The organism is Geodermatophilus sp. SYSU D00742 (genome assembly GCF_054049935.1).
The window spans coordinates 210,441-236,035 of sequence record NZ_JBJGYJ010000003.1; the positions used below are offsets into that span (position 1 = coordinate 210,441).

A 25,595-nucleotide genomic window follows, 5' to 3' on the forward strand; every position below is an offset into this window, starting at 1 on the left:
CCGGCGGCCGCTGTCCCCCACCCAGGGACCTAGGGCCCTGGGTGAGGGCAAACGGAACCGTCACGATCAGGATGTGACCCACGGTGCGGTGCCCGCGAGCCCGGTCGGTGACCGGGAACCGGTCGGTGGCCGGGAGCCGGTCGTCCCCTGGGCGGGCGTCCCGCCGCAGGCGCCGACCTTCACCGCCACCGTGGACCAGCGCCAGGGCCTCATCCGCACGCGGGGTCACCTGGACGCAGTCGCCGCGGAACTGCTCGGCGGCAGCATCGTCGCCCTGCAGCGACTGGGGCACCGGCGGATCGCCGTCCGGCTCGGCCACCAGGTCACCGTCGATGCCGAGGCCCGCGCGGTGCTCGCCGAGCTCGGGGCCGGGCTCGCGGCGGACGGCGTGTGCCTGGTCGTCGAGTGAGCGCCGGGACGGACCGCGCACGTCCGCTCTGGGCGTAACGGGACCGGAACACCGTTCGGCCACCATCGGTTGGACCGTGCAGTCCCACTCCACCGCCCCGGCCGCGTGCCGACGGTGGGGCGGGGTCCGCGACTACAGTGGAAAGACCGGTGCCCCCGCGCGCCGACGGACGTCGGGTGCTCCTCCCCACGACGGGGAGGGCAGTGCCGGACCAGCCGGTCAGAGGAGAAGCAGCAGATGTTCGAACGGTTCACCGACCGAGCCCGCCGCGTGGTCGTCCTGGCCCAGGAAGAGGCCCGGATGCTCAACCACAACTACATCGGCACCGAGCACATCCTCCTGGGCCTGATCCACGAGGGTGAGGGCGTCGCTGCCAAGGCTCTCGAGTCCCTGGGCATCTCGCTGGAGGGTGTCCGCCAGCAGGTGGAGGAGATCATCGGGCAGGGCCAGCAGGCCCCGTCCGGGCACATCCCCTTCACCCCGCGGGCCAAGAAGGTGCTCGAGCTGTCCCTGCGCGAGGCGCTGCAGCTCGGCCACAACTACATCGGCACCGAGCACATCCTGCTCGGCCTGATCCGCGAGGGTGAGGGCGTCGCCGCCCAGGTCCTCGTGAAGCTGGGCGCCGACCTCAACCGCGTCCGCCAGCAGGTCATCCAGCTGCTCTCCGGTTACCAGGGCAAGGAGCCGGCCGCGGCCGGCGGCCCGGCCGAGGGCACGCCGTCCACCTCGCTGGTGCTCGACCAGTTCGGCCGCAACCTGACCCAGGCCGCGCGCGACTCCAAGCTCGACCCGGTGATCGGGCGGGCCAAGGAGATCGAGCGGGTCATGCAGGTCCTCTCGCGGCGGACCAAGAACAACCCCGTCCTCATCGGTGAGCCCGGCGTCGGCAAGACCGCCGTCGTCGAGGGCCTGGCCCAGGCCATCGTCAAGGGCGAGGTGCCCGAGACGCTGAAGGACAAGCAGCTCTACACGCTGGACCTCGGTGCGCTCGTCGCCGGTTCCCGCTACCGCGGTGACTTCGAGGAGCGGCTCAAGAAGGTCCTCAAGGAGATCCGCACCCGCGGCGACATCATCCTGTTCATCGACGAGATCCACACCCTCGTCGGTGCCGGTGCCGCGGAGGGCGCGATCGACGCCGCCAGCATCCTCAAGCCGATGCTGGCCCGCGGTGAGCTGCAGACCATCGGCGCCACCACGCTCGACGAGTACCGCAAGCACCTGGAGAAGGACGCCGCGCTCGAGCGCCGGTTCCAGCCGATCCAGGTGGGGGAGCCGACGCTCACCCACACGATCGAGATCCTCAAGGGCCTGCGCGACCGCTACGAGGCGCACCACCGGATCAGCATCACCGACGGCGCCCTGGTGGCCGCCGCGACGCTGGCCGACCGGTACATCTCCGACCGCTTCCTGCCGGACAAGGCCATCGACCTGATCGACGAGGCCGGCGCCCGGATGCGGATCAAGCGGATGACCGCCCCGCCGGACCTGCGCGAGTTCGACGACCGGATCGCGGCCATCCGCCGCGAGAAGGAGTCGGCGATCGACGCCCAGGACTTCGAGAAGGCCGCGTCGCTGCGCGACAAGGAGAAGACCCTCTTGGCCGAGAAGTCCGAGCGCGAGAAGCAGTGGAAGGCCGGCGACATGGACGTCGTCGCCGAGGTCGACGACGAGCAGATCGCCGAGGTCCTCGCCAACTGGACCGGGATCCCCGTCTTCAAGCTGACGGAGGAGGAGACCACCCGACTCCTGCGCATGGAGGAGGAGCTCCACAAGCGGATCATCGGCCAGGAGGAGGCCATCAAGAGCGTCAGCCAGGCGATCCGGCGCACGCGGGCGGGCCTCAAGGACCCCCGCCGTCCCGGTGGATCCTTCATCTTCGCCGGTCCCTCGGGTGTCGGTAAGACGGAGCTGGCGAAGGCGCTGGCGCAGTTCCTGTTCGGTGAGGACGACGCGCTCATCCAGATCGACATGGGTGAGTTCCACGACCGCTTCACCGTCTCGCGCCTGGTCGGTGCCCCTCCCGGCTACGTCGGCTACGACGAGGGTGGCCAGCTGACCGAGAAGGTGCGGCGCAAGCCGTTCTCGGTGGTCCTCTTCGACGAGATCGAGAAGGCGCACGCGGACGTGTTCAACACGCTCCTGCAGGTGCTGGAGGACGGCCGGCTCACCGACGGTCAGGGCCGGATCGTGGACTTCAAGAACACGATCCTGATCCTCACGACCAACCTCGGGACGCGGGACATCTCCAAGGCCGTGGGGCTGGGCTTCCAGGTCGGCAACGACAACCAGTCCAACTACGAGCGGATGAAGAACAAGGTCAACGAGGAGCTCAAGCAGCACTTCCGGCCGGAGTTCCTCAACCGCATCGACGACATCGTCGTGTTCCACCAGCTGACCGAGGACGAGATCATCGAGATCGTCGACCTCATGGTCTCCCGCGTGGAGGGCCAGCTGGCGAACAAGGACATGTCGCTCGAGATCACGCCGGCGGCCAAGAAGCTGCTGGCGCACCGTGGCTTCGACCCGGTGCTGGGTGCCCGGCCGCTGCGCCGGACCATCCAGCGCGAGATCGAGGACGCGCTGTCGGAGAAGATCCTCTACGGCGAGCTGACCGCCGGTCAGATCATCGTGGTGGACGTCGAGGGCGAGGGCACCGACGCGAAGTTCACCTTCCGCGGCGAGACCAAGCCGATCGACCTCCCCGACACCCCGCCGGTCGCGCTGTCCGGTGGCGACGAGGAGGGCCCGGTCACCAAGGCCGAGTGACCCTCCGGCAGTAGACGGCAGGGCCGTCCCCGCTCAGCACGAGCGGGGGCGGCTCTGCCGTCTGTCGGACGGTCGCCCCTCGACCGCGGCGGTGGCGCGGGGCGCGACGGTCAGGTCGGGAGCGTGAACAGGCCGTCGGGGGTCTGCTCGACCAGGCCGTCGACCAGCAGGGAGTCCAGGCACCGGGCACGCTGCACCGGCTCCGCCCAGGCCTGGTCCAGCTGAGGGGCCGGCACAGGGCCCTCAGCGGCTCGCAGGACGTCCAGCAGACGCCCACGTACCTGCCGGTCCGTCCCGGCGAACTTCTGCACCCTGCGGGCCGGTCCGTCCGCCGCGGGACAACCCGCCTGTCGCCAGGCGCAGCTCGTCCGCACCGGGCAGGCCGCGCACCGCGGCGTCCGGGCGACACAGACGAGTGCGCCGAGCTCCATGACCGCCACCGAGAACCGCACCGCCTGCTCCGGGTCGGCGGGGGCGAGTGCGGCGATGTCGGTGAGGTCGGAGGCCCGGGCGGTGCCTGCCTCGGCCCGCCCGTGCACCAGCCGGGCCACCACCCGCCGCACGTTCGTGTCGACCACCGGCTGGACCTGCCCGTGCCCGAAACAGGCGACGGCGCGGGCGGTGTAGGTGCCGATGCCCGGCAGGGCCTCCAGCGCCGTCACGTCAGCCGGGACGGCGCCCCCGTGCCGCGCCACGAGCGCGACGGCGGCCTCCCGCAGCCGCAGCGCCCGCCGCGGGTAGCCGAGCTTGCCCCACGCGCGGATCACCTCGGCCGGTGAGGCGGCGGCCAGCGCCGCCGGGCTCGGCCAGCGGACCATCCACTCCCGCCAGACCGGCTCCACGCGGGCGACCGGCGTCTGCTGGAGCATCACCTCGCTGACGAGCACCGCCCACGGGTCGACGTCCGGTCCCCGCCAGGGCAGGTCGCGCGCGGCGGTGCCGTACCAGTCGACGAGGGCCTCACCGACGTCGTCCCCTCGCGTCGGGGAGGGGCTGGGCGAGCTGTCCACGGGGACCCAGTGTGCCGCCTGCCAGGGACGGCGTGCCGACGCCGGTGGCCGCGGGCGGGCGCACTACCGTTCTCGGCGTGCTGCACCCGGTCGGCCCCCTGCCCTCGGCGGTCTACTGGCGGCGTCGCCTGCTGGTCCTGGCGCTGGTCGTCGCCGTGCTCGGCGGCGGGGGCTGGCTGGTCGTGGCGGCGGCCACCGGCGAATCGGGCAGTGCGTCGGCCGCCGCCACCCCGACCGGCACCACGCCGGCCGAGCCCACCGACCCGCCCGCCCTCGAGCAGGTGGTGCCGTCGCTGGCCAGCGTGCAGACGCCGACGCCTCCGCCGCCGGTGCCCGAGAGCCCCGCGCCGGCAGTACCGGCTCCGGCCGAGGCCCCGGCGGCGCCCAGCCCGGGCGGGCCGTGCAGCGACGACATGATCGGGCTGGAGGTGCGCAGCCCCGGCAGCGCCGCGGTGGGCGGGCGGCCGACCTTCGAGCTGGTCGTCGCCAACGTCTCCGCCGTCCCGTGCGTGCGGACGCTGGACAAGGAGCTGCAGGAGATCGTGCTGCTCGACCAGGCAGGCACCCGGCTGTGGGGCAGCAACGACTGCTTCCCGGAGTCCAGCGACGACACCCGCACGCTCGCGCCGGGGGAGTCGGTGTCCTTCCCGCTGGTCTGGGGCAGCCGCACCAGCGAGCCGACCTGCACCGCCGAGCGCACCGTGCTCGGTGCGGGTCAGTACGTGCTGCGGGGCCGGCTGGACACCAAGGTCAGCGGGGACGCCCCGTTCGCCGTCGTCTGAGCGAGGACCTCGTCCCGAGCAGGCAGGTGATGAGGACGGTGGCCCGCTCGCAGGGGCCTGCCGCGAGCGTGCGAGCGGCGGGGGGCACAGGGCCCTCCGTCAGCTGTAGCGGTCGAGGATCGAGGTCTCGGCCAGCCGCGACAGGCCCTCGCGGATGCCGCGGGCGCGGGCCTCGCCGACGCCCTCGACGGCCAGCAGGTCCTCGATCGTGGCGGCCAGGAGCTTCTGCAGCCCGCCGAAGTGGTCGACCAGGCGGTCGATGATGCCGGCCGGCAGCCGCGGCACGCGGGCCAGCAGCCGGTAGCCCCGCGGGCTCACGGGGGAGTCGAGGGCCTCGGCCGACGTGGGGAGGCCGTAGCAGCGGGCGACCGCGGAGAGGTCGAGCAGTTCGGTCGCCGACAGGGCCCGCAGATCGGTGAGGACCTGCTCGATGGTCCGGGGCCGCCGGGCGCCGCCGGGGAGGTAGTCGCGCACCAGCAGGCCGCGGTCCTCCTCGACGCCGGCGAGCATCTCGTCCAGCTGCAGGGCCAGCAGCCGCCCGTCGGTGCCCAGCTCGACGACGAAGCCCTCGATCTCGTCGGCGATCCGCCGGACCATCTCCAGCCGCTGGCTGACGCTCATCGCGTCGCGGACGGTGACGAGGTCCTCGATCTCGAGCGCGGACAGCGTGCTGGCCACCTCGTCGAGCCGCAGCTTGTAGCGCTCCAGCGCGGCCAGGGCCTGGTTGGCGCGCGCCAGGATCGTGGTCGGGTGCTCGAGGGTGTACCGCCGGCCGGCCACGTAGACGCTGATGATGTGCATCGACTGGCTGACCGAGATCACCGGGAAGCCGGTCTGGATGGCGACCCGCTCGGCGGTGCGGTGGCGGGTGCCGGACTCCTCGGTCGGGACGGTGGGGTCGGGCATCAGGTGGACGCCGGCCCGCACGATGCGCGAACCGTCGTAGGAGACGATGACGGCGCCGTCCATCTTGGCCAGCTCCCGCAGCCGGGTGGCCGAGAGGGCGACGTCGAGGGCGAAGCCGCCGGTGCAGATGGACTCCACCACGCGGTCGTAGCCGAGCACGATCAGGGCGCCGGTGCGCCCGGCGAGGATGCGCTCCAGGCCGTCACGCAGTGCCGTCCCCGGGGCGATGCGACCGAGCAGTTCCCGGAGCGCGACCTCGGGATCCACAGCGGGGGGCACGAGCGCTCCTGACGTTCGGTGTAGTGGCGGCTGAGTCTACGTGGCACCCGACCGTATCGGCCGGGGCCGGTGACCCACCTCACCGGATCCGTCGACGGTCGTCCACCAGGCGATGCGGTCAGAACAGGCGGGCGAAGGCGGCCCCCAGGTCGGGGACCTCCACCAGCCGCATCCCGCGCGGAGCGGGGCCGGCGTCCTCGGGCACGAGCGCCACCCGGTACCCCTGGCGCGCCGCCTCGGCCAGGCGGCGGGAGGTGCCGCCGACGCGGCGGATCTCCCCGGAGAGCCCGACCTCGCCGAGGGCGACCAGGCCCTGCGGCAGGGGTGTGTCCTTGGCGGCCGAGGCGATCGCCAGGGCCAGGGCGAGGTCGGCCGCGGGCTCGGCGATGCGCACACCGCCCACGGAGGCGGCGAAGACGTCGGCGTCGGCCAGCCTCACCCCGCCGCGGCGCTCCACCACGGCGTTGACCATGGCCACCCGCTGGCTGTCCAGCCCGCTCACCGCCCGCCGTGGGGACCCGCCCCCGCCGGACCCGGCGACGAGGGCCTGCACCTCGGCCAGCAGCGGCCGGCTGCCCTCCATGGTCACCGTGACGCAGCTGCCCGGCACCGGGGCGGCCCGCCGGGAGACGAACAGGTGCGAGGGGTCGGGGACGCCGATCACCCCGCCGTCGCCGATCTCGAAGCACCCGATCTCGTCGGCCGGGCCGAACCGGTTCTTGGCCGCCCGGATCAGCCGCAGGGTGGAGTGCCGCTCGCCGTCGAAGGAGATGACCACGTCGACGAGGTGCTCGAGGGCACGGGGGCCGGCGATCGCGCCGTCCTTGGTGACGTGGCCGACCAGGATCGTCGTCATGCCGCGGCTCTTGGCGATGCCGGTGAGGGCGCTGGCCACCGCGCGCACCTGGGTGGCGCCGCCGTCGGTGCCGTCGACGGCGGGGGAGCGGACCGTCTGCACGCTGTCGAGGACCAGCAGCGACGGCGCGACCTGCTCGACGTGGGCGAGGACGGCCGACAGCTCGGTCTCGGCGGCCAGGTAGAGGCGGTCGTGCAGCGCACCGATGCGCTCCGCCCGCAACCGGACCTGCGCCGCGGACTCCTCGCCCGACACCACCAGCGCCGGACCGTTCGAGGCGGCGACCCGGTGGGCCACCTCCAGCAGGAGCGTGGACTTGCCCACGCCCGGCTCACCGGCGACCAGCAGCACCGCGCCTGGCACGAGCCCACCGCCCAGTACCCGGTCGAACTCCTCGATGCCGGTGGGGACGGCCCGCGCGGCGGCCAGTTCCACCTGGGCGATGGGGACGGCCGGGGCGGTCACCGGGCCGGCCACGACGGCGCGCAGCGGCGAGGCCGGGGCGCCGACCTCCTGCAGGGTGCCCCAGGCCTGGCACTCGGGACAGCGGCCGACCCACTTCGCCGAGGCGTAGCCGCACTCGGTGCAGCGGTGGGCGGGTCGGGCGGGCTTCACTCCTGCAGGCACCCGGCGACGCTAACCGCCGGGTACGACAGTTCCCGGCAGGCCGGGGAGGGCGGTCGCGCTCAGCCGCCGGACTCGGGGTTGCCCCCGCCGGCCACCTCGGTGCCGTGCTCCTCGGAGCCCTCCTCCTCCGTGTGGAAGTTGAAGCCCTCCTCGCGCGGCTGCACCCGGTCGGGGTTGGCGACCATGGCGCGGACGGTGACCTCGCCGGCCTGCTCGAAGGTGAACGTCAGCTCGATGCTCTGGCCGGCCGTCAGCTCCTCGGTCAGGTCGGCCAGCTCGACGGTCAGGTCGCCGTCGCCGCCGATGAAGACCGTGGAGCCGGCCGGCACCGGGATGTCGACCTCCGTGCCGGCCGTGGCCGTGCCCGGCGCGGTCGTCGTGGCGGCGGCGCCGCCGGTCTCGGGCGGGGTCGCCGACGGCGAGCCGGGGACGGCGGGCGAGGCGGAGGCCTGGCCGCTCACCAGCACGCCGTCGAAGCCCTCGCCCTCGATGCCGACGAGCGTGTCGGCCTCGTTCCCGGTGTTGACGACCGCCAGGTCCAGCGCGGCGTCGTCCCCGACCTCGTAGCGCCCCTCGTCGGGGTACTCGACGGTGACCGCGCGCAGGGTGATGGCACCCACCTGGGCCTCGGCACCGACCTTGTCCCGGTTCTGCGTGACGGTCTGCGTCACCTGCCCCGCGCTGCACGCGGTCAACGCGATCGGGCTGAGCAGCAGGGCACCCATCGTGGCGGCGCGCAGTGCGCGGTTCACAGCCGTCGACCTCCAGGGACGTGCCGGCCACCGCACGTCGATGGCCCGGGTCGGGCCGAGCCTAACGCCCGCCCCGGGGGCTCCGCCCGGAGGGAAGCGGTGCCGTGGCGCCGCGGCGGGCGGGGCACCGGCCGCGGCCACCCGACCGGGTGGCCGCGGTCCAGGTCCGGGGGCCGGCTGCCGATCAGGGAGGGGACGGGGACCGGCGACAGGAGGCAGTGTGCGGACGGGACTGCCGTTCGACGACGTCCTGGCCGCGGCCCGGGCCGGGGCCGCGTGGGCGTTCGAGGTGCTCTACCGGGACCTCGCCCCGGCGGTGACCGGTTACCTGCGCCTGCACGGCGCCGCCGAGCCCGACGACCTGGCCAGCGAGACCTTCATCGGCGTCCTGACCGGGCTGGCGGGGTTCCGCGGCGACGAGGACGCCCTCCGGGCATGGGTCTTCACCATCGCGCACCGGCGCCTGGTCGACGACTGGCGACGCCGGGGGCGCCGTCCGCAGGTGGCCGACGACGACGCGCTGCTCGACGGCCTCGGCGGGGGCGACGTCGAGGACGACGCGCTCATCCGGCTCGGCGCCGCGGACGTGCACCGGCTCTGCGGCACCCTCCCGGCCGACCAGCGGGCGGTGCTGCTGCTCCGGGTGCTCGGCGACCTCACCGTCGAGCAGGTGGCGCAGGTGCTCGGCCGCTCCGTGGGCTCGGTCAAGGCCCTGCAGCGCCGTGGGCTGCGGACGCTGCGCACCGCACTCCAGGGGACGCCACCCGGACGGGTGGCACCCCCCGCGCACCCTTCTGCGGCCCTCCGGCGATGACGAGGACGAGATGACCATCCCAGCTGACGCCCGAGCCGCCGAGGAGGCCTTCGAGGCCGCCCTCGCCGGCCGTCCGGTACCGGAGGACGCCTCCGGCCTGGCTGCGTTCACCGACGCGGTCCGGGCCGGCGCCACCGTGCCCGGCCGGCCGAGCGCGGCCCTGGCGGAGCTGCTGGCGACCGGTCTGCTCACCCCCACCCAGGAACCGTCCTGCGGGACGGCCGGGCGCCCCGCCCGGACCTCACGGAAGAGGCCTCGCATGTTGCTCTCCACCCTCGTCGCCAAGATCGCCTCCGCCGGCGTCGCCGCCAAGGCGGCGGCCGGGGCCGGTGCCGTCGTGGTCGCCGTCGCCGGCGCGACCACCGCCGGTGCGCTCACGACGTCGGACGAGCCGGTACCGGCCGTCGAGACCGTCGTCCCCGACGTCCCCACCGGTCCCACGGACCCCGGTGCGGAGCCGACCGACGCCACCGCCGACCCGACGGACGCCTCCGCCGACCCGACCGACACCACCGGGACGGAGGTGGACGCCGACGGCGAGGCCGGTGGGGGGACGGACGCGGACGCGGGCGGCGAGGTGCCGCAGCTCCCGGTGACCCCCGGGGCGGTCGTCCCGGAGCCGAGCCCCCAGGACGTGTGGCGTTCAGGGCCCACCGGGGGGCAGTCCCACGGGAGCTGGGTCAGCGAGGGTGCTCGCGAGGGCTGGGTCGACGGCGGCATCGTCAGTGGGCAGGCGCGCGAGCGCAACGACCAGCGGCGGGAGGCCCGTGAGGCCGAGCGCGCCGTCCCGGCGCCGGCGCCGCAGCCGGTCGTGGAGCAGCCGACCGCGTCGGTCACCGACGGCGACACCGCCCACGGCAACGGCCGCGGCAACGGCAACAGCGGGAAGTGACCCCGTCGGTGGGGTCGCGGTCAGGAGACCGCGGCCCCACCGGCGAGCAGGAGGACGACGTCCAGGACGGTCAGCAGCATGACCGCCGGGAACGCCAGCCGGCGGAACCGCGCGCTGCCCGCGAGGGCCGCGACCGCGACGGCGGGCACCGCCAGCGCGAGCCCCACCCAGGCGGCCGCGGTCGGCGGCCCGTCGGGAGCCAGGACCAGCACCAGTGAGGCGCCGCCCAGCAGGAGGGCGCCGGTGACGGCGGAGACCCGGGGCCCCAGTCGGTGCGGGAGCCCGCGGACGCCGGTGGCCAGGTCGTCCTCGATGTCGGGTGCGACGTTGGCCAGGTGCGCGGCGGCACCCAGCGCGCCGCCGGCGGCGACCAGCCACCAGGGCGCCGTCGGGGCCCCCGGGGTGGCGGCCACCACGCCGGCGGGCAGCGCGCCGAAGCCGGTCACGTAGGGCACCACGGAGGCCGCGGTGCGCTTGAGGCCGGCGTTGTAGGCCCACCCGCTGGCCACCAGGACCAGGAGCAGCAGGCCCGGCACCGGGCCGAGGAGCAGGGACAGGACGACGGCCGCCGCGGCCGCCCCCAGGGCGAGGGAGCGCAGCAGCGCGGGGGCGACCGCACCCTGCACGACGGGTTTGTCGGCGCGCGCGACGGCGCGGTCGCGGTCGGCGTCGAGCCAGTCGTTGCTCCAGCCGATGGAGGCCTGACCTGCGAGGACGGCGAGCGTCACGAGCACCACCCGTCCGGCCGGAGACCCGGCGGCGACGGCCAGGAGCGTCGCCACGACGGTCACCGCGACGGCCGGCCCGGGGTGGGTCGCGAGCACCAGGGCGCGGGCCGTGAGGCCCGGCCGCGCGGGGTGCGCAGGCACATCGACCACGCCGCTGTCAACCCCTCCCCGGTAGTTCATCGCGCCGCTGACCTGCGGATTTACGAATCTCGGCCGTCCCGTTCGTCAGTTTGCCGTGGTAACCTGTGGACAGCGAAAGGGGTCACACACACATGGGCTTCACTGTCGGCGAGACCGTTGTCTACCCGCACCACGGTGCCGCGCTCATCGAGGCGATCGAGAAGCGGGTCATCAAGGGTGAAGAGAAGGCCTACCTCGTGCTGAAGGTCGCCCAGGGCGACCTCACCGTGCGCGTGCCGGCTGACAACGCAGAGATCGTCGGCGTCCGTGACGTCGTCGGTCAGGAGGGGCTGAACAGGGTCTTCGAGGTCCTGCGCGCCCCGCACACCGAGGAGCCGACCAACTGGTCGCGCCGGTACAAGGCCAACCTCGAGAAGCTCGCCTCCGGTGACGTGAACAAGGTCGCCGAGGTCGTCCGCGACCTGTGGCGTCGCGACAAGGACCGTGGCCTCTCCGCCGGCGAGAAGCGCATGCTCTCCAAGGCGCGCCAGATCCTGGTCAGCGAGCTCGCGCTCGCCGAGGGCACCAACGAGGACAAGGCGGAGGTCCTGCTCGACGAGGTCCTCGCCAGCTGAGTTCCACTCGGCGCACTCCCCGCACGTCCCAGACCACTCCCGTGCACGCTGTCGGCATCGTCGCAGCGGCCGGGAGTGGTCTGCGTCTGGGCGCGGACCGGCCCAAGGCGCTGGTCCCGCTCGGTGGGCGGGCGCTGGTCTGCTGGGCCGTCGACACCCTTCGGGACGCCGGCGTGGCCGACGTCGTCGTCGCCGTCCCGGAGCAGGAGCTGGGCGCCTTCGCCACCGTGCTGCCGGTGGACGTGCGGCTGGTCGTCGGCGGCGCCACCCGCACCGCATCGGTCCGTGCGGCGCTGGCCGCGGTGTCCGCTCCCGCCCGTCCCGCGCCCGACGCGGTGCTGGTGCACGACGCCGCGCGCCCGCTGACCCCACCGGACGTCGTCCGGCGGGTGCTCGGCGCGCTGGACGCGGGCGCCGCAGCCGTGGTCCCCGTCCTCCCGGTCGTCGACACCACCGTCACCGTGGACGCGGACGGCGTGCTCACCGGCACCCTCGCGCGGGAGGAGCTCCGCCGGGTCCAGACCCCGCAGGGCTTCGCCCGGGCCCCGCTCGCCGAGGCCTACGCGGGGCTGCCCGCCGACGCCGAGATGACCGACGACGCCGCCGTGGTACGGGCGGTCGGCATCCCCGTCACGACCGTGGCCGGCGACGAGCGGGCCGCGAAGGTGACCGTCGCCCACGACCTCGCCCTCGCGGAGCTCCAGCTGGGCGCGCGCCGGTGAGCGCCGACCTGCCCCGGGTCGGCCTCGGCGTCGACGTCCACCCGGTCGAGGCCGGCCGGTCCTGCTGGCTCGCCGGGCTGGAGTGGCCGGGGGTCGACGGCTGCGCCGGCCACTCCGACGGCGACGTGGTCGCCCACGCGCTGACCGACGCGGTCCTGTCCGCGGCCGGGCTGGGCGACATCGGCGGGCTGCTCGGCACCGGCGACCCCCGGTGGGCCGGCGCCCGCGGCACGGCGGTGCTCGAGCACGTGCGGGCGACCCTCGCCGGGGCCGGCTGGCGGGTGGGCAACGCCGCGGTGCAGCTCGTCGGGAACACCCCCAAGGTGGGGCCGCGCCGGGCCGAGGCCGAGGCGGTGCTGTCGGCGGCACTGGGCGCCCCGGTCAGCGTCACCGCCACCACGACCGACGGACTGGGCCTCACCGGGCGAGGCGAGGGCCGGGCGGCGATGGCGACGGCGCTGGTGGTCCGGGCCGACTCCGGACCGAACTGAGCGCCGCGGCTCCGTAGACTCCCAGCAGTGAGCCTCCGCCTGTACGACACGGCCGCCCGGGCGGTCCGCGACTTCACGCCCCTGCGTGCAGGACAGGCCTCGGTGTACGTCTGCGGCCTCACCGTCCAGGGGCCGCCGCACGTCGGGCACGTGCGCGCCCAGCTGAACTTCGACGTGCTCCGGCGGTGGCTGACCGCGGGCGGTCTCGACGTCCGCTACGTCCGCAACGTCACCGACATCGACGACAAGATCCTCGCCAAGGCCGCCGAGAACGGCGTCCCGTGGTGGGCGTGGGCCTACACCAACGAGCTGGCCTGCACCCGCGCCTACGACGTCCTCGGCGTGCTGCCGCCCACCTACGAGCCGCGCGCCACGGGTCACATCCCCGACATGGTGGCGCTCATGGAGCGGCTCATCGAGCGTGGCTCCGCCTACGCCGCCGACGGTGACGTGTACTTCGACGTCCGGTCCTTCCCGGGGTACGGGGAGCTCACCGGCCAGCGGCTGGACAACCTGGAGCCGGCCGCCGACACCGACAGCGACGAGCGCAAGCGCGACCCCCGCGACTTCGCCCTCTGGAAGGCGCACAAGCAGGGCGAGCCGGAGACCGCCGGCTGGGCCACGCCGTGGGGCCGCGGGCGTCCGGGATGGCACCTGGAGTGCTCGGCGATGGCAGAGCGCTACCTGGGGGGCGAGTTCGACATCCACGGTGGCGGGCTGGACCTGCGCTTCCCGCACCACGAGAACGAGCGCGCGCAGTCGATGGCCGCCGGTGACGGGTTCGCGCGGTACTGGCTGCACAACGGCTGGGTGACCCTCGGCGGCGAGAAGATGAGCAAGTCGCTGGGCAACACCGCGCTCGTCGACGAGGTCGTCAAGCGCGTGCGGCCGGTGGAGCTGCGCTACTACCTCGTCGCCCCGCACTACCGGTCGACCATCGAGTTCACCGACGCCGCGCTCGCCGAGGCCGGCGCCGCGTACCGGCGGCTGGAGTCGTTCGTGCGGCGGGCGGCCGAGCGGGTGGGGGAGGGCGCCGGCAAGCCAGAGCTGACGCCGGAGTTCCGGGCCGCCCTGGACGACGACCTGGGCACCCCGGCCGCGGTCGCCGCCGTCCACGAGGTGGTGCGGCAGGGCAACACCGCCCTGGCCGACGGTCGGGACGACGCGGTGGCCGCGGCGCTGGGCTCGGTGCGCGCCATGCTGGCCGTGCTGGGCCTGGACCCGCTCGACCCGCACTGGTCCACCGGCGGGGGCGACGACCGGCTGACCGAGGTCACCGGCGGCCTGGTGGCGCTGGCGCTGGAGCAGCGGCAGGCCGCCCGTGCCCGCAAGGACTACGCGGCCGCCGACGCCATCCGCGACCAGCTCGCCGCCCTCGGCGTGCAGGTCGAGGACACCCCGAACGGACCCCGATGGGAGCTGAGCCGCTGATGGCCGGCAACAGTCAGCGACGGGGCCGCAGCAGCGGCGCCGGCAAGAAGACGGCCACCGCCGGCACCGGCGGGAAGAACCGCCGGGCCCTGGCCGGACGCGGCGCCACCCCGCCGGCCGAGGCCCGCACCGGGCACCCCGCGCAGCGCCGGGCGCAGGCCGACGCGCGGCGCCGGGCCGAGCGGGAGCGCAGCCGGCAGCGCGCCGACGAGTCCCCCGAGCTCCTGCTCGGCCGCAACCCCGTCGTCGAGGCCCTGCGCGCGCAGATCCCGGCGACCGCCCTCTACGTGGTCACCGGTGACACCACCCGCGGTGCCCTCGACGAGCGCATCGCCGAGGCCATCGCGCTCGCCGGGGACCGCGGGCTGCCGCTGCTGGAGGTCGGCAAGGCGGAGTTCGACCGGATGTCGGGCGGGGCGCTGCACCAGGGCATCGGCCTGCAGGTGCCGCCGTACCAGTACGCGCACCCGGACGACCTGCTGGACCTGGCCCGCGACTCCGGCCGGCCGCCGCTGGTCGTGGCGATGGACGGCGTCACCGACCCGCGCAACCTGGGGGCCGTGGTCCGCTCGGCGGCCGCCTTCGACGCGCACGGCGTCGTCGTGCCGCAGCGCCGGTCGGTCGGCATGACCGCCTCGGCGTGGCGCACCAGCGCCGGGGCCGCCGCCCGGCTGCCGGTCGCCCGCGCGGTCAACCTGGCCCGCGCGCTCGCCTCCTACCAGGACGCCGGCCTCATGACCGTCGGCCTGGCGGGGGACGGCGACGTCGACGTGCACGAGTTCGACGGGTTCGCCGACCCGGTGGCGCTCGTGGTGGGCGCCGAAGGGACGGGCCTGTCGCGGCTGGTGCGGGAGCGCTGCGACGTCGTCGTCCGCATCCCGATCGCGCGGGACACCGAGTCCCTCAACGTCAGCGTCGCCGCCGGCATCGCCCTCTACGCCGCCGCGTCGGCCCGTCGCTGACAGCGGCCCGCGGGACCTGCACGGTGGTGGCGACCACCGCCTGACGGCCACCACCGTGCCGGGGCCGGGGACGCCGGTCGCCCTCAGCCGATGAGCTGGGCGGTCGCGTAGATGACGAGCCCGGCCAGGCCGCCGACGACGGTGCCGTTGACGCGGATCCACTGCAGGTCACGGCCGACCTGGAGCTCGATCCGGCGGCTGGTCTCCTCGGTGTCCCAGCGGGCCACCGTGCCACCGACCAGGTCGGCCAGGTCGCCGGAGAACCGCTCGACCAGGTAGCCCGCGACGGTGTGCGCGCGCCGCTGGACCAGCTCCCGCACGGTCGGGTCGGTCTGCAGCAGCCGCGCGCCGTCCCGGATGAGCTCGGCGACCCGCGTGCGCAGGGCCGACTCCGGGTCGGCCGCGGCGGCCAGCACGGCGTTCTTCAGGTTGCTCCACAGCGAGCCCGACCAGGTCCGGACGGCGGGGTGCTCGAGCAGCTCCTTCTTCAGCTCCTCGACGCGGCCCGCGGCGTCCGGGTCGGTGCGCAGCGCGTGCACGTAGGCCCGCAGCCGGGCGTCGTAGTCCCGGCGCAGCTCGTGCCGCGGGTCCTCGCCGACCTCCTCGAGGAACCCCTGCACGGCGGCGAACACCCGGTCGAACACCCGGTCGTCGACCCAGTCCGGCACCCACGCGGGGGAGGCGTCACCCAGCTGGGCACGGAAGACGACCCGGTTGTCCTCGAGGAAGCGCGCCAGCCCCCGCAGTCCGGCGGAGAGCACCTCCTGGTGGCGGTCGCCCTGAACGACCAGTTCCAGTACCCGTGCGACCACGGGGGCGGCCGGGGTGGCGTGCAGCTTGCGGTCGACGAGGGCGGCCACGGCGGGCTGCAGGTCCTCGTCCCGGAGCAGGTCGGCGACGGAGTGCAGCAGGGCCGAGGCGTCCCCGGCCAGCCGCTCAGGCCGACCCGGGGCGGCCAGGAAGGCACCGAGCCGGCCGGGCACGTCCACCGTGGTCAGCTTCTCCTCGACCACCGCGCGGGTCAGGAAGTTCTCCTGGACGAAGGTGCCCAGGCTCGCGCCGATCTGGTCCTTCTTGCGCGGGATGATCGCCGTGTGCGGGATGGGCAGCCGCAACGGGTGCCGGAAGAGCGCGGTGACGGCGAACCAGTCGGCCAGCGCCCCGACCATCGAGGCCTCGGCGGTGGCCCGCACGTACCCCACCCACGCCCCCGTCTCCGGCCCGAGCAGCACACACGCGACGAAGACGGCCGCGGCGGCGAGGAAGAGTCCGGTGGCCAGCCGCTTCATCCGGGCGAGGTCGCGGGCCCGCTCGGGGTCGTCGAGGGAGCTGGCGAGGGGCGCGGTCGGGGGGGGGGGGGGGGGGGGGGGGGGGGGGGGGGGGGGGGGGGGCGCGGCGGCCCCCCGCCCCCCCCCCCCCCGAGCCTAGGCACCCCGCCGCCGTCCCCGCCCACGGCGGGTCAGCCGGTGGTGCTGCCGAGCGTGACGTCGACCTGGCTGGTGTCCTGCCCGCGGCGCACCGTCAGGGTCACCTCGTCGCCGGGCGTCGCGCTGCGGACGGCGGCGGTCAGCTCGGTGGAGGTGGTCACCACCCGGTCGCCGACGGCGGTGACGACGTCCCCGGCCCGCAGCCCGGCGTCTGCCGCGGGGGTGCCGGCCTCCACCCGCACGATCTGGGCGCCGGTGCCGATCTCGCTGTTGCCGTCGGCGGCCGCGGTCTGCGCGCTGACGCCCAGGTAGGTGACGTCCGCCGAGCCGTCGGCCATGAGCTCCTGGGCGATCCGCTGGGCGGTGTTGCCGGGGATGGCGAAGCCGACGCCGATGTTGCCGCTCTCCGACTGCTGGCCGGGCAGGCCCTGGGCGACCGTGGCGATGGCGGTGTTGATGCCGACCACCTCGCCGGCCCCGTTGACCAGCGCGCCGCCGGAGTTGCCCGGGTTGATCGCGGCGTCGGTCTGCAGCGCGTCGATCACCGTGGCGTCGCCCTCGGTGGAGCCGGTGGCGACGGCGCGGCCGGTGGCGCTGATGATCCCGTCGGTCACGGTGTCCGACAGGCCCAGCGGGGCCCCGATGGCCACCGCCAGGTCGCCCACCTGGACCTCGTCGGAGTCCGCGAAGGTCGCCGGGGTCAGCCCCGAGGCGCCGTCCAGCCGCAGCACGGCCAGGTCGTAGAGCGGCTGGGTGCCGACGACGGTCGCGTCGTAGAGCGTGCCGTCGGAGGTGCGCACCGAGACGACGGCGTCCCCGCCGGCGCCGTCCAGACCCACCACGTGGTTGTTGGTGAGCACGTGGCCGTCGTCGGTCAGCACGACCCCCGAGCCGCTGCCGGAGCCCGACGAGCCGGTGACGTAGACCGTCACCACGCTGGGGGCGGCCTTGGCCGCGGCCGCGGTCACGGCGGTCGCCGTCTCGGGGTTGGTGATCGTGACGTTCTGGGCGGCGACCGACGGGCCGCTGCCGTCGGACCCGTCGGCCAGGACGGCGACGCCGGCGCCGGCGCCGCCACCGATCAGGGCACCGGCCACCAGGCCCGCGATGCCCATGCGCAGCCGGCCGGAGCGCTGTCGCTGGTGCGGTGCGGGCGCGGGCTGGGGGAACGGCGCGGTGCCCGGCCCGGCCGGACCGGCGGGCTGTCCCGTTCCCGGCTGCCCGGCGGGTGCGTACCCGCCGGTGGGGTACCCGGTGCCCGGCTGTGGGGCGGTCGGGTGGCCGGCGCCCCCGGCGGGGTGGGTGCCGGGGTACGTGGCGCCCGGCTGGCCACCGGCCGGCTGTCCACCGGTCGACTGCCCACCGGCCGGCTGCCCGGCGACCGGCGGCTGCCACGCCGACGGAGGCGCCCACGTGCCGGGCGCCGGGCGGGGGGTGCCGTAGTCGCTCACTGTCCGAGTCCTCCTCCCGAGCAGCGGTCCGCTGCCCTCGGGACCACTGTCGGCCTCGCTGCTGCCCCGGTGCTGGTGACTCGCTGTGAGAACGCTGGACGTGCCTACCGGGGGACGTCGTCCAGCAGCCGCCCGCCCGCGACGAGCTCGGTGACCGTCCACACGGCCACGACCTGCGCGGCGAGCAGGCCGACGAGGACCAGCAGCTGGGCGGCGCCGGCCTCCAGCGGGCTGCCGCCGCCGAGCAGCACGCCGACGAAGGCGCCGGGCAGGGTGACCAGACCCACGGTGCGGGTCTGGTCCAGGGGCGGCACCAGGGCGGTGGCCGCGGCGGGGCGGGCCACCTCCAGGACGGCGTCCCGCCGCAGGAACCCCAGGGCGAGGGCGGCCTCGACCTCGCCGCGCCGGGAGGTGATCTCCTCCCGCAACCGTCGGCCGGCCAGTGAGGTCGCCGTCATCGCGCCGCCGATCAGGATCCCCGCGATCGGGATCACCGCCTCGCCGCGCAGCGGCACCGTGCCGCTGGCCAGCACCAGCGCGACCACCGGTGCCGCCCCGACCGCCACCGGCAGACCGGCGGTGCCCACCCGGCGCAGCGCACCGGGGTCGCGCAGGTGCCGCCCGGTGGCCCGGCCGGCCGCGGTGGCCGCCGCGACGCCGAGCATGAGCAGCACGAAGGCCACCGAGAGCGGCAGGGAGCCGACCACGCCCAGCAGGACGGCGGAGACGACGACGAGCTGGACGGTGGCGCGCAGCGCGGCCACCACGACCGGCCGGTCCTGGCCGAGCCCCGAGAGGCGGCCCGCCGTCGCCGCGACCGCGGTCAGCAGGCAGAGCACCACGGCGAGCCCGGGGCCGAGCTCGACGACGGAGGAACCCACGGGCGCCGATCCTGCCCGGTGGGTGCCCGCACGCCGGCACGGCCGGCCGGGTCAGCCCACGGCGATGATCTCCTCGTTCGGCTCCATGCCGGTCCGCCGGCGGATCGACGGCACCAGCGCCATCGGCGACGTGCAGTGCCGCAGCAGCCACCGGTGCAGCGCGTCCAGCGGCTGGTGCAGGAGGCCCGCGTGCCCCGCGCTCATCGCCAGCAGCGGCGTCGGGCAGGCAGCGGTCAGCACCCGGCCACCGGTGACGTGGGGGAGCGGCTGGTGGGACACGCGGAGGTCGGGGAAGCGCTCGGCCCACGCGTCGGGCTCGGCCGTCCAGTCCGCGTGGTCGTCCGGCCGGGTGTGCAGCACCGTCAGCGGCCGGCCCGCGCGCAGCGCCTCCTCGGCGGCGAAGGTGGCCACCGGTTCGTCGTCCCCCCGGTCGCCGAGGCCCAGGACGGCGATGTGCGGCCGGCTCCCGCTGGTGGAGGCCCGCTGCCGGGGCACGACGACGACCGGCCGCGGTGACCGGGCGGCGACCTTCTGGGCCACCGAGGCCAGGACCATCTCGTCGGCCGCCCCGGTGGTGGAGATGCCGAGGACGAGCAGCTGGGCGTCCTCGGCGGCCCGCACGAGGGCGGTCACGGGGTCACCGGGCACCACCTCGGTGGACGTCGGCACGGACGGCTCGGTGTGCACGGCGACGGTGTAGGCCTGCGCGGTGGCCCCCCGGGCGCGGGGCAGGTCCGGCGCGGTGGCACCGGCCACGCCCTGGCGGCCGGCGTTCGGCGAGGCGTGCACGATGCGCAGCGGCGCTCCTCGGCGTGCGGCCTCCCCGGCGGCCCAGCGGACGGCTCGCAACCCGCACTCGCTGCCGTCGGCGCCGACCACGATCGGCAGCACGGGCGGGTCGTCGTCCCCGGGGCGGGGCTCGGGCAGCGTGCCGGCGGGAGTGGGGGTCGTCATGGACACGAGCACCTCCGACAGAGCGGTCGTCCCCCGTGCGTGTCCCCGAGCGTCCTACCGCGGACGCCGTCAGGGAAGCCCCCGTCGCCACGGTGGGTGCAAGGTGCCTGCGACCTGGGTAGGGGGCCTCCGGGTGGCCGCCGCCGGGCGGCGCCCCACCCCTGTGTCGGCCGGCTCCTGGAGGCTGCCCCGTGCCCACCCGCGGACCTCTCGCCCGTCTCCTGCTGGGGGTCGGTCTCCTCGTCGGCGGCGGCTTCGTCGCGGTCGGTGGCCTGGCGCTGCCCCCGACGGGTCTGGTCGCCGTCGGCATCGCCGCGGTGGTCTCCGGGTGTCTGGCAGCCGGCATCGCCCGGGAGTCCTCCGGGCAGGACCGCCGCAGGACCGTGGAGGCCGCGTGGCAGGCAGCCGTGGCGACGGTCGTGGTGCTCCTCGTGCTCTCCGGCAGCGCGGTGCTCGGCGGCGCGCTGCTGACCCTGCTGGTCGCGGGGGCCGGGGTCGCCGCCGGCCTGGCGGTGTGGATGGTCCACAGTCGCCCGGCGACGGTCGCCGTCCGGCCGGCGGAGCCGCCCGTGGCCGCGGTGACGTCGTCCCCGGTGTCGGCGCTGTCCACCGGTGAGCTGGGCCGGGAGTGGGTGCGGACGACGGCCGCGCTGGCCGGCCCCCTGGACGCGGCGACCCGGCAGGTGATCGTGGCCCGCCGCCAGGAGACGCTCGACGAGCTGGAACGCCGTGACCCGGCCGGCTTCGCCCGGTGGCTGGCGGCCGTGCCGCAGCCGGGCAGCGACCCCGCCGGCTACCTCCGGCACGGCGATCCGGCCGCCTGACCGTCGCCCGGTGGACGGAGGGCGACCACCGAACGAGCAGGGCCGCCTGGTCACGCCCCGTGGTGTCCCTATCCTTGGGTCGGGGCCTGTTCCTCATGTCCCGCCGGCGTGGCGCAACTGGTAGCGCACCCGACTTGTAATCGGGCGGTTAGGGGTTCGAGTCCCCTCGTCGGCTCGGGACCCGGACGGCGGGGTGTCGACCGCACCCCGCCGTCCGGCCCCCGCCCGGCTCAGCGGTCCGCGTGCCCGGCGTGGCCGCCGTCGGCTGCCCCGCCGCCCCCCGGAGCCGCGGCCGGTGCACTGCCGGGCAGCACCTCGGCCTGGGCGAGCCACAGCGTCGCGTGGGCCGCGCCGTCCCCGAGCTCGCCGAGCGCCTGCTCGTTGACGTTCGCGATGTCGTCGCAGGCCTGGTGGTAGCAGGCGTCGTACGCGACGCCGGCCGTGCCGCCGTACAGCGCGACCTGCGCCTCGGTCTTGATCCCCTCCGCGCCGGAGAACAGCCCGCCGGCCGGGATCCCCTGGGCGATGAACGGCCCGTAGTCCGACCGGCCGCTGAACACGGTCGGCTCGACGGCCAGGCCCACGGCGGCGAAGTGGTCGAGGAAGACGCGCTCGATCTCGGCGCTGCCCGCCGGCCCGGCCGTCGGGGTGTCCGAGCCGTCGCCGTCGTAGACCAGGCGGGCGAAGTTCGGGCTGCCGAGCATGTCGAAGTTCAGGTTCAGCGCGATGGCGGTCCGTTCCTGCTCGGTCAGGCCCGCCACGTAGTGCGTCGAGCCGCGCAGACCGGACTCCTCCGCCCCCCAGAACGCGAACCGGACGGCGTTGCGCGGCTCGACGCCGAGCTCGGCGAACTGCTCGGCGATCTCCAGGACGGTGGCCGACCCGGTGCCGTTGTCGTTGATGCCGGGGCCCTCGGTCACCGAGTCCAGGTGGGCGCCGACGACGACGACCTCGTCGGTGCGGCCGGTCCGCGTCTCGGCGAGGTAGTTGGAGGTGGTGCGCTGCTCGGACAGGGTCGAGGTGGTGATGTCCACGCGCACCTCGCCGGCGCCCAGCAGCGCGGTGAGCTCCTCGCCGACGGCGTAGCTGGTCCCGATCACCGGGATGGCCGACCCCGCGGGCATCGGGCCGCCGAGGGTGCCCCGCAGCACCTCCGTGCGCCCCTCCTGGCCCTCGTTGAAGATGACCAGTGCGCTGGCCCCGGCGGCGGCCGCGGCGGCCGCCTTCTCGCCGAAGGTGCAGGTACCCCGCTGGACCAGCGCGATGTTGCCGGGCTGGAACCCCGCGTAGTCCTCGGCCTGGCAGCCGGCGTTCGAGCTGTTGGGCTCCGGCGGCGGCGGGACGAGGTTGTCGGCCACGGCCTGCACGGGGCCGGAGGCGGTGCCCGAGCCGGAGTACTCGGCGACCGCGAACTCCTCCGCCGCGTAGGCCCGCTCGGTCGGCGCCGTCCGCGCGAACGTCGCCGGAGCGGTCTGCTGGAAGTAGGGGAACGTGAACTTCTGCTCGGTCACCCGGTAGCCGGCGTCCAGCAGGCGGTCGGCGACGTAGTCCCCGGAGGCGTCGTACCCCGGGGTGCCGCTGGCGCGGGTGCCGCCGTGGTCCCCGGCGATCTCCTGGAAGGCCTCGAGGTGCTCCGTGACGCCCTCGACGGTGAGCGCGTCGCGCAGTGCGGTGGTGTCGGGACCGGTGGCCGCGGCGGGGGAGGCGACCAGGGCGGGGGAGACGAGGGCGAGCAGGACCGGTGCGGCCCAGCGGCGTCGGAGGGGTGGGTGCACGGGGGCTCCTGTGTCCGGAGGCGGGAGGGAAGGACGTTGGCAACCGCCAGCACCATCCGTGACCTCCGTCACCCCCGTCAAACCAGCAGGTGGCGCAGGCGAGCCCCGCCCCGGCCGCACCGCGTTGCCGCCCACGGTGACCTCGACCGGCGCCGGCGGGGCCGTCGCGGCCCCCTGCGGCACACCGCCGTCGGCGGGGTCGGACGCGGCGCCGTGAGCGGCTCAGTCGAAGCTGCCGGCGCCGTCGCGGCGGTACGGGGAGCGGCGCTCCAACTGCTCCCGCTCGGCGCGTCGGGCGCGCAGCCGGGCCGCCGTCCCGGCCGGGTACCCGGCCTTGGCCACGCGGTGCTCGATCGTCTCGGTCATGAACGCGACGGAGAAGAACAACCCCAGCAGCAGGCCACCGGCGGCGGCCGACAGCCGGTAGGCCAGCGGCACCGGCACCGCCACGAGGCAGAGCACGAGGACCGGCAGCAGCTGGACGAGGGCGCGGGTCAGGTGGCGGCGGATCCAGCCCGGCTCGGTGGTGTCGGCGAGCACCCACGGCGACAGCTCGGCGGGCAGACCGCCGCCCAGGGCGTAACGCACCCACTGCAGCGGGGTGGGGCGGCGCTGGGTGGACCGGGTCGGCACACCTCGACGGTAGGCCTCCGCGGCGTTGCCCGAGCCCCGGGACGTGGAGCACACTGCTCGCGCCGTCTCGCCCGGGGAGGTCCCGTGCACATCAGCCAGCTGCTCCGCCGCAAGGGCGCCGACGTCGCCACCGTCGAGGCCTCGGCCGGCATCCGCACGGCGCTCGCACTGCTCGCCCAGCACGGCGTCGGTGCCCTCGTCGTCTCCGCCGACGGGCGCTCCGTCGACGGGATCGTCTCCGAGCGGGACATCGTCCGCGCGCTGCACGAGCGCGGTACGGAGCTGCTCGAGGACCCCGTCTCCAGCGTCATGACCGCCGACGTGCACACCTGCCTCCCGGATGCCGGCGTGGAGGAGCTCGCCCGCACGATGACCGACCACCGGGTCCGTCACGTGCCCGTCGTGGACGGCGGGCAGCTGGTCGGCATCGTCTCGATCGGGGACGTCGTCAAGGCCCGTCTGGACGAGCTGGAGAGCGAGCGCGCCCAGCTGGTCGACTACATCCAGACCGCCTGAGGGGCCGCCCCCTCGGGGCGGAACGGGGCGGCGCCCGGAAGAGGGCCGCACGTATGGTGCGGCGGTGGACGAGAGGCGTACGGGGGTCGCCGCCGGGCTGGCCGCCTACGGCATGTGGGGCCTGTTCCCCCTGTACTTCCCCCTGCTGGAACCCGCCGGTGGGCTGGAGATCGTGGCGCACCGCGTGCTGTGGTCGCTGCTGTTCGTCGGGGGCCTGCTGACCGTCGTCCGCCGCTGGTCGCACGTGCGTGCGGCGGTCACCGACCGGCGCACGCTGCTGGTGCTGTTCGGCGCGGCGCTGCTCATCGCGGTCAACTGGCTGGTCTTCGTCATCGCCGTCAACTCCGGGCACGTGGTCGAGACCTCGCTCGGTTACTTCATCAACCCGCTGGTCAGCGTGCTGCTGGGCGTGGTGGTGTTCAGCGAGCGGCTGCGGCCGCTGCAGTGGACGGCGGTCGGCATCGCCGCGGTCGCGGTGGTGGTGCTCACCGTCGACTACGGGCGCCCGCCGTGGATCGCCCTCGCCCTGGCCGTCAGCTTCGGCCTCTACGGGCTGATGAAGAAGGTGGTCCGGGTGGAGGCCGCCCCGGGGCTGTTCGTGGAGACGGCGCTGGTCGCCGTCCCCGCGGCCGTCGTGCTCGCCGTCCTGCACGCACAGGGGGAGGGGACCGCCGGCACCGCCGGGACCGGGCACCTGCTGCTGCTCCTGAGCTCCGGGATCGCGACCGCAGTCCCGCTGCTGCTGTTCGCCGCCGCGACCCGGCGCATCCCGCTGTCGACGGTCGGCCTGCTGCAGTACGTCACCCCGCTCATGCAGCTGGCGATCGGCGTCTTCGTCAACCACGAGCCGATGCCGGCAGCCCGGCTGGTGGGCTTCGTCATCGTCTGGGTGGCCCTCGCCGTCTTCACCGCCGACAGCCTCCGGCAGGCCCGCGCCGGGAGCCGCCGGCGGGCCCAGGAGGCGGCGGTCGCGCCGGTCTGACGGCACGCCGGATCGGCGTCCCGGATGTCGGTGGGCGGGACTACCGTCGAGTCCTCACCACCCACCCCGAAGGACGTCCGATGTCTGCCGAACCAGCTCCCGCGGTCTCCCCGCCGGGGGGCGAGGTGCTGCCCCCGCCCGCATCCGCACCGCCCACGACGGAGGCGCCGGTCGCTGCCGGCGGCCTGACCCGGCGCGAGCACGACATGCTGGCCTTCGAACGGCAGTGGTGGCGGCGGCCGGGCGCCAAGGAGACGGCGATCCGGGAGCGCTTCGGCATGGCGCCGACCCGCTACTACCAGGTGCTCAACGCGCTGGTCGACCGTCCGGCCGCGCTGGAGGCCGATCCGCTGCTCGTGCGCCGCCTGCGCCGGGTGCGCGCCGCACGCGGGCAGCGTCGTTCGTCCCACATCCTGGGCAACGGGGGCTCAGCCATCTAGATTTGGTAACCGTGGGCAGGCACGCCGCGTCAGGCAGTGACATCTCGGACCGGGGGACCGCCCCGGTCCCCCACGGTCGACGCCGTACGGACGGCCCGACACCCCCGGTCGTGGTCGACCAGGACCTGAGCGACCACCCCACCACGCCGGGTCGCAGCCGGGCCGACCGTCGGCGTGAGGGCCTCCTCGACGCCGGCGAGGACCCGGGCCGCCGCCGTCCGCCGCCCCGCCCGGTGCCCGCGGCGGCCCCGCGCCAGCCGCGCGCCACGCCACCGGCCGCCGGTCGGTCCGGGGCCACCCCGCCGACCGGTCGTCCCAACGGCACCCCGGCCGGGCGGGCCGCCGTCCCGGCCGCAGCCGTCCCGCGAGCGGGGCGTCCCGCGGCCGCGCCGACCGTCGGCGGTCCCGGCGCAGCGCCCCTGGCCGGGCGGCCCGGTGTCACCCCCGCGGGGGGGGGGGGGGGGGGGCGGGGGGGGGCGGGGGGCCGGCGGGGGGGTGGGAGGTCGGTGGCCGGGCGGCCGGAGACCCGC

General features: G+C 75.5%; 25 protein-coding genes and 1 tRNA gene. 15 read left to right on the top strand and 11 right to left on the bottom strand.

The annotated features are described in order from the left end of the window. Positions 1 to 73 precede the first annotated feature (73 nt). Positions 74 to 409, top strand: coding sequence for a hypothetical protein (locus ACI78V_RS03635; RefSeq protein ID WP_456849011.1), 336 nt, complete (start codon positions 74 to 76; stop codon positions 407 to 409). Between the two features lie 237 nt (positions 410 to 646). Further along, complete coding sequence (locus tag ACI78V_RS03640; protein ID WP_456849013.1) at positions 647 to 3,175, top strand: ATP-dependent Clp protease ATP-binding subunit; 2,529 nt, start codon at positions 647 to 649, stop codon at positions 3,173 to 3,175. A gap of 110 nt (positions 3,176 to 3,285) precedes the next feature. Here the strand turns inward: ACI78V_RS03640 and ACI78V_RS03645 are convergent, their stop codons facing one another. Continuing rightward, entirely contained in the window at positions 3,286 to 4,185 is a 900-nt protein-coding gene (locus ACI78V_RS03645) for an A/G-specific adenine glycosylase (RefSeq protein WP_456849015.1), read from the bottom strand. A gap of 77 nt (positions 4,186 to 4,262) precedes the next feature. On the opposite strand from ACI78V_RS03645, the gene ACI78V_RS03650 reads away from it, so the two are divergent. Continuing rightward, the gene (locus ACI78V_RS03650) at positions 4,263 to 4,967 is read left to right on the top strand and encodes a MucR family transcriptional regulator (protein WP_456849017.1); all 705 of its coding nucleotides are present in this window, start codon (positions 4,263 to 4,265) and stop codon (positions 4,965 to 4,967) included. A 99-nt stretch (positions 4,968 to 5,066) separates the two neighbouring features. Here the strand turns inward: ACI78V_RS03650 and disA are convergent, their stop codons facing one another. The 3 genes from disA to ACI78V_RS03665 all read right to left on the bottom strand — a co-directional run bounded on the left by disA (position 5,067) and on the right by ACI78V_RS03665 (position 8,387). Next, positions 5,067 to 6,152, bottom strand: a complete 1,086-nt coding sequence (gene disA, locus ACI78V_RS03655) for a DNA integrity scanning diadenylate cyclase DisA (RefSeq protein WP_456849019.1) — start codon at positions 6,150 to 6,152, stop codon at positions 5,067 to 5,069. Between the two features lie 118 nt (positions 6,153 to 6,270). Next, entirely contained in the window at positions 6,271 to 7,635 is a 1,365-nt protein-coding gene (gene radA, locus ACI78V_RS03660; protein ID WP_456849021.1) for a DNA repair protein RadA, read from the bottom strand. Positions 7,636 to 7,694: 59 nt separating this feature from the next. Continuing rightward, positions 7,695 to 8,387: a hypothetical protein gene (locus ACI78V_RS03665; RefSeq protein ID WP_456849023.1), complete on the bottom strand. Its 693-nt coding sequence runs from the start codon at positions 8,385 to 8,387 to the stop codon at positions 7,695 to 7,697. Between the two features lie 220 nt (positions 8,388 to 8,607). On the opposite strand from ACI78V_RS03665, the gene ACI78V_RS03670 reads away from it, so the two are divergent. Together ACI78V_RS03670 and ACI78V_RS03675 are read left to right on the top strand one after the other, a co-directional pair. Next, complete coding sequence (locus ACI78V_RS03670) at positions 8,608 to 9,201, top strand: RNA polymerase sigma factor (protein WP_456849025.1); 594 nt, start codon at positions 8,608 to 8,610, stop codon at positions 9,199 to 9,201. Between the two features lie 10 nt (positions 9,202 to 9,211). After that, positions 9,212 to 10,093 carry a hypothetical protein gene (locus ACI78V_RS03675; RefSeq protein WP_456849027.1) on the top strand — a complete coding sequence of 294 codons (882 nt, stop codon included), beginning with the start codon at positions 9,212 to 9,214 and terminating at the stop codon, positions 10,091 to 10,093. 20 nt (positions 10,094 to 10,113) lie between these two features. Here the strand turns inward: ACI78V_RS03675 and ACI78V_RS03680 are convergent, their stop codons facing one another. Further along, positions 10,114 to 10,971 (bottom strand): UbiA family prenyltransferase, encoded by an 858-nt coding sequence (locus ACI78V_RS03680; RefSeq protein WP_456849029.1) that lies wholly within the window; start codon positions 10,969 to 10,971, stop codon positions 10,114 to 10,116. Positions 10,972 to 11,093: 122 nt separating this feature from the next. Between ACI78V_RS03680 and ACI78V_RS03685 the strand changes: the two genes are divergently transcribed. From ACI78V_RS03685 to rlmB, 5 genes are read left to right on the top strand one after another with little or no spacing between them, the layout of a single operon-like run. Continuing rightward, positions 11,094 to 11,576, top strand: a complete 483-nt coding sequence (locus ACI78V_RS03685) for a CarD family transcriptional regulator (protein ID WP_097206868.1) — start codon at positions 11,094 to 11,096, stop codon at positions 11,574 to 11,576. 41 nt (positions 11,577 to 11,617) lie between these two features. After that, positions 11,618 to 12,298, top strand: coding sequence for a 2-C-methyl-D-erythritol 4-phosphate cytidylyltransferase (ispD, locus tag ACI78V_RS03690; RefSeq protein WP_456849031.1), 681 nt, complete (start codon positions 11,618 to 11,620; stop codon positions 12,296 to 12,298). Continuing rightward, the gene (gene ispF / locus ACI78V_RS03695) at positions 12,295 to 12,789 is read left to right on the top strand and encodes a 2-C-methyl-D-erythritol 2,4-cyclodiphosphate synthase (protein ID WP_456849033.1); all 495 of its coding nucleotides are present in this window, start codon (positions 12,295 to 12,297) and stop codon (positions 12,787 to 12,789) included. Before ispD ends, ispF begins: the two co-directional genes overlap by 4 nt. 27 nt (positions 12,790 to 12,816) lie before the next feature. Continuing rightward, the gene (cysS, locus tag ACI78V_RS03700) at positions 12,817 to 14,220 is read left to right on the top strand and encodes a cysteine--tRNA ligase (RefSeq protein ID WP_456849035.1); all 1,404 of its coding nucleotides are present in this window, start codon (positions 12,817 to 12,819) and stop codon (positions 14,218 to 14,220) included. Further along, on the top strand, positions 14,220 to 15,182 hold the full coding sequence (rlmB, locus tag ACI78V_RS03705) for a 23S rRNA (guanosine(2251)-2'-O)-methyltransferase RlmB (RefSeq protein WP_456849037.1): 963 nt from the start codon (positions 14,220 to 14,222) through the stop codon (positions 15,180 to 15,182). Before cysS ends, rlmB begins: the two co-directional genes overlap by 1 nt. An 83-nt stretch (positions 15,183 to 15,265) precedes the next feature. On the opposite strand, the gene ACI78V_RS03710 is transcribed toward rlmB, so the two are convergent. From ACI78V_RS03710 to ACI78V_RS03725, 4 genes are all read right to left on the bottom strand, one after another. Continuing rightward, the gene (locus ACI78V_RS03710) at positions 15,266 to 16,471 is read right to left on the bottom strand and encodes a DUF445 domain-containing protein (protein ID WP_456849039.1); all 1,206 of its coding nucleotides are present in this window, start codon (positions 16,469 to 16,471) and stop codon (positions 15,266 to 15,268) included. 170 nt (positions 16,472 to 16,641) lie between these two features. Further along, the gene (locus ACI78V_RS03715; protein WP_456849041.1) at positions 16,642 to 18,060 is read right to left on the bottom strand and encodes a trypsin-like peptidase domain-containing protein; all 1,419 of its coding nucleotides are present in this window, start codon (positions 18,058 to 18,060) and stop codon (positions 16,642 to 16,644) included. Positions 18,061 to 18,164: 104 nt separating this feature from the next. After that, entirely contained in the window at positions 18,165 to 18,941 is a 777-nt protein-coding gene (locus tag ACI78V_RS03720) for an ABC transporter permease (RefSeq protein ID WP_456849043.1), read from the bottom strand. Between the two features lie 51 nt (positions 18,942 to 18,992). After that, a complete protein-coding gene (locus ACI78V_RS03725) occupies positions 18,993 to 19,895 on the bottom strand; it encodes a universal stress protein (RefSeq protein ID WP_456849045.1) in 903 nt (300 codons plus the stop codon). Positions 19,896 to 20,086: 191 nt separating this feature from the next. Here ACI78V_RS03725 and ACI78V_RS03730 point away from each other — a divergent pair, with 191 nt between their 5' ends. Both ACI78V_RS03730 and ACI78V_RS03735 read left to right on the top strand, forming a co-directional pair. Then, positions 20,087 to 20,719: a hypothetical protein gene (locus ACI78V_RS03730; protein ID WP_456849047.1), complete on the top strand. Its 633-nt coding sequence runs from the start codon at positions 20,087 to 20,089 to the stop codon at positions 20,717 to 20,719. A 102-nt stretch (positions 20,720 to 20,821) separates the two neighbouring features. Then, positions 20,822 to 20,894: transfer RNA gene (locus tag ACI78V_RS03735), tRNA-Thr, on the top strand. A gap of 55 nt (positions 20,895 to 20,949) precedes the next feature. Here the strand turns inward: ACI78V_RS03735 and ACI78V_RS03740 are convergent. Next, on the bottom strand, positions 20,950 to 22,494 hold the full coding sequence (locus ACI78V_RS03740) for a M20/M25/M40 family metallo-hydrolase (protein ID WP_456849049.1): 1,545 nt from the start codon (positions 22,492 to 22,494) through the stop codon (positions 20,950 to 20,952). A 222-nt stretch (positions 22,495 to 22,716) separates the two neighbouring features. After that, complete coding sequence (locus ACI78V_RS03745) at positions 22,717 to 23,127, bottom strand: DUF5313 family protein (RefSeq protein ID WP_456849051.1); 411 nt, start codon at positions 23,125 to 23,127, stop codon at positions 22,717 to 22,719. An 84-nt stretch (positions 23,128 to 23,211) separates the two neighbouring features. Between ACI78V_RS03745 and ACI78V_RS03750 the strand changes: the two genes are divergently transcribed. From ACI78V_RS03750 to ACI78V_RS03760, 3 genes are all read left to right on the top strand, one after another. Further along, positions 23,212 to 23,643 (top strand): CBS domain-containing protein, encoded by a 432-nt coding sequence (locus ACI78V_RS03750; protein WP_456849053.1) that lies wholly within the window; start codon positions 23,212 to 23,214, stop codon positions 23,641 to 23,643. Positions 23,644 to 23,707: 64 nt separating this feature from the next. Next, positions 23,708 to 24,625: an EamA family transporter RarD gene (rarD, locus tag ACI78V_RS03755; protein WP_456849055.1), complete on the top strand. Its 918-nt coding sequence runs from the start codon at positions 23,708 to 23,710 to the stop codon at positions 24,623 to 24,625. An 80-nt stretch (positions 24,626 to 24,705) separates the two neighbouring features. Continuing rightward, entirely contained in the window at positions 24,706 to 25,065 is a 360-nt protein-coding gene (locus tag ACI78V_RS03760; protein WP_456849057.1) for a DUF3263 domain-containing protein, read from the top strand. The last annotated feature ends 530 nt before the right edge of the window (positions 25,066 to 25,595 follow it).

Excerpts from the sequence above, each read along its gene's own strand:
- ACI78V_RS03640 (WP_456849013.1), top strand. The coding sequence starts at position 647 with ATGTTCGAACGGTTCACCGACCGAGCCCGCCGCGTGGTCGTCCTGGCC.
- ACI78V_RS03675 (WP_456849027.1), top strand. The coding sequence starts at position 9,212 with ATGACCATCCCAGCTGACGCCCGAGCCGCCGAGGAGGCCTTCGAGGCC.
- ACI78V_RS03685 (WP_097206868.1), top strand. The coding sequence starts at position 11,094 with ATGGGCTTCACTGTCGGCGAGACCGTTGTCTACCCGCACCACGGTGCC.
- rlmB (WP_456849037.1), top strand. The coding sequence starts at position 14,220 with ATGGCCGGCAACAGTCAGCGACGGGGCCGCAGCAGCGGCGCCGGCAAG.
- ACI78V_RS03710 (WP_456849039.1), bottom strand. The coding sequence starts at position 16,471 with ATGAAGCGGCTGGCCACCGGACTCTTCCTCGCCGCCGCGGCCGTCTTC.
- ACI78V_RS03725 (WP_456849045.1), bottom strand. The coding sequence starts at position 19,895 with ATGACGACCCCCACTCCCGCCGGCACGCTGCCCGAGCCCCGCCCCGGG.
- ACI78V_RS03760 (WP_456849057.1), top strand. The coding sequence starts at position 24,706 with ATGTCTGCCGAACCAGCTCCCGCGGTCTCCCCGCCGGGGGGCGAGGTG.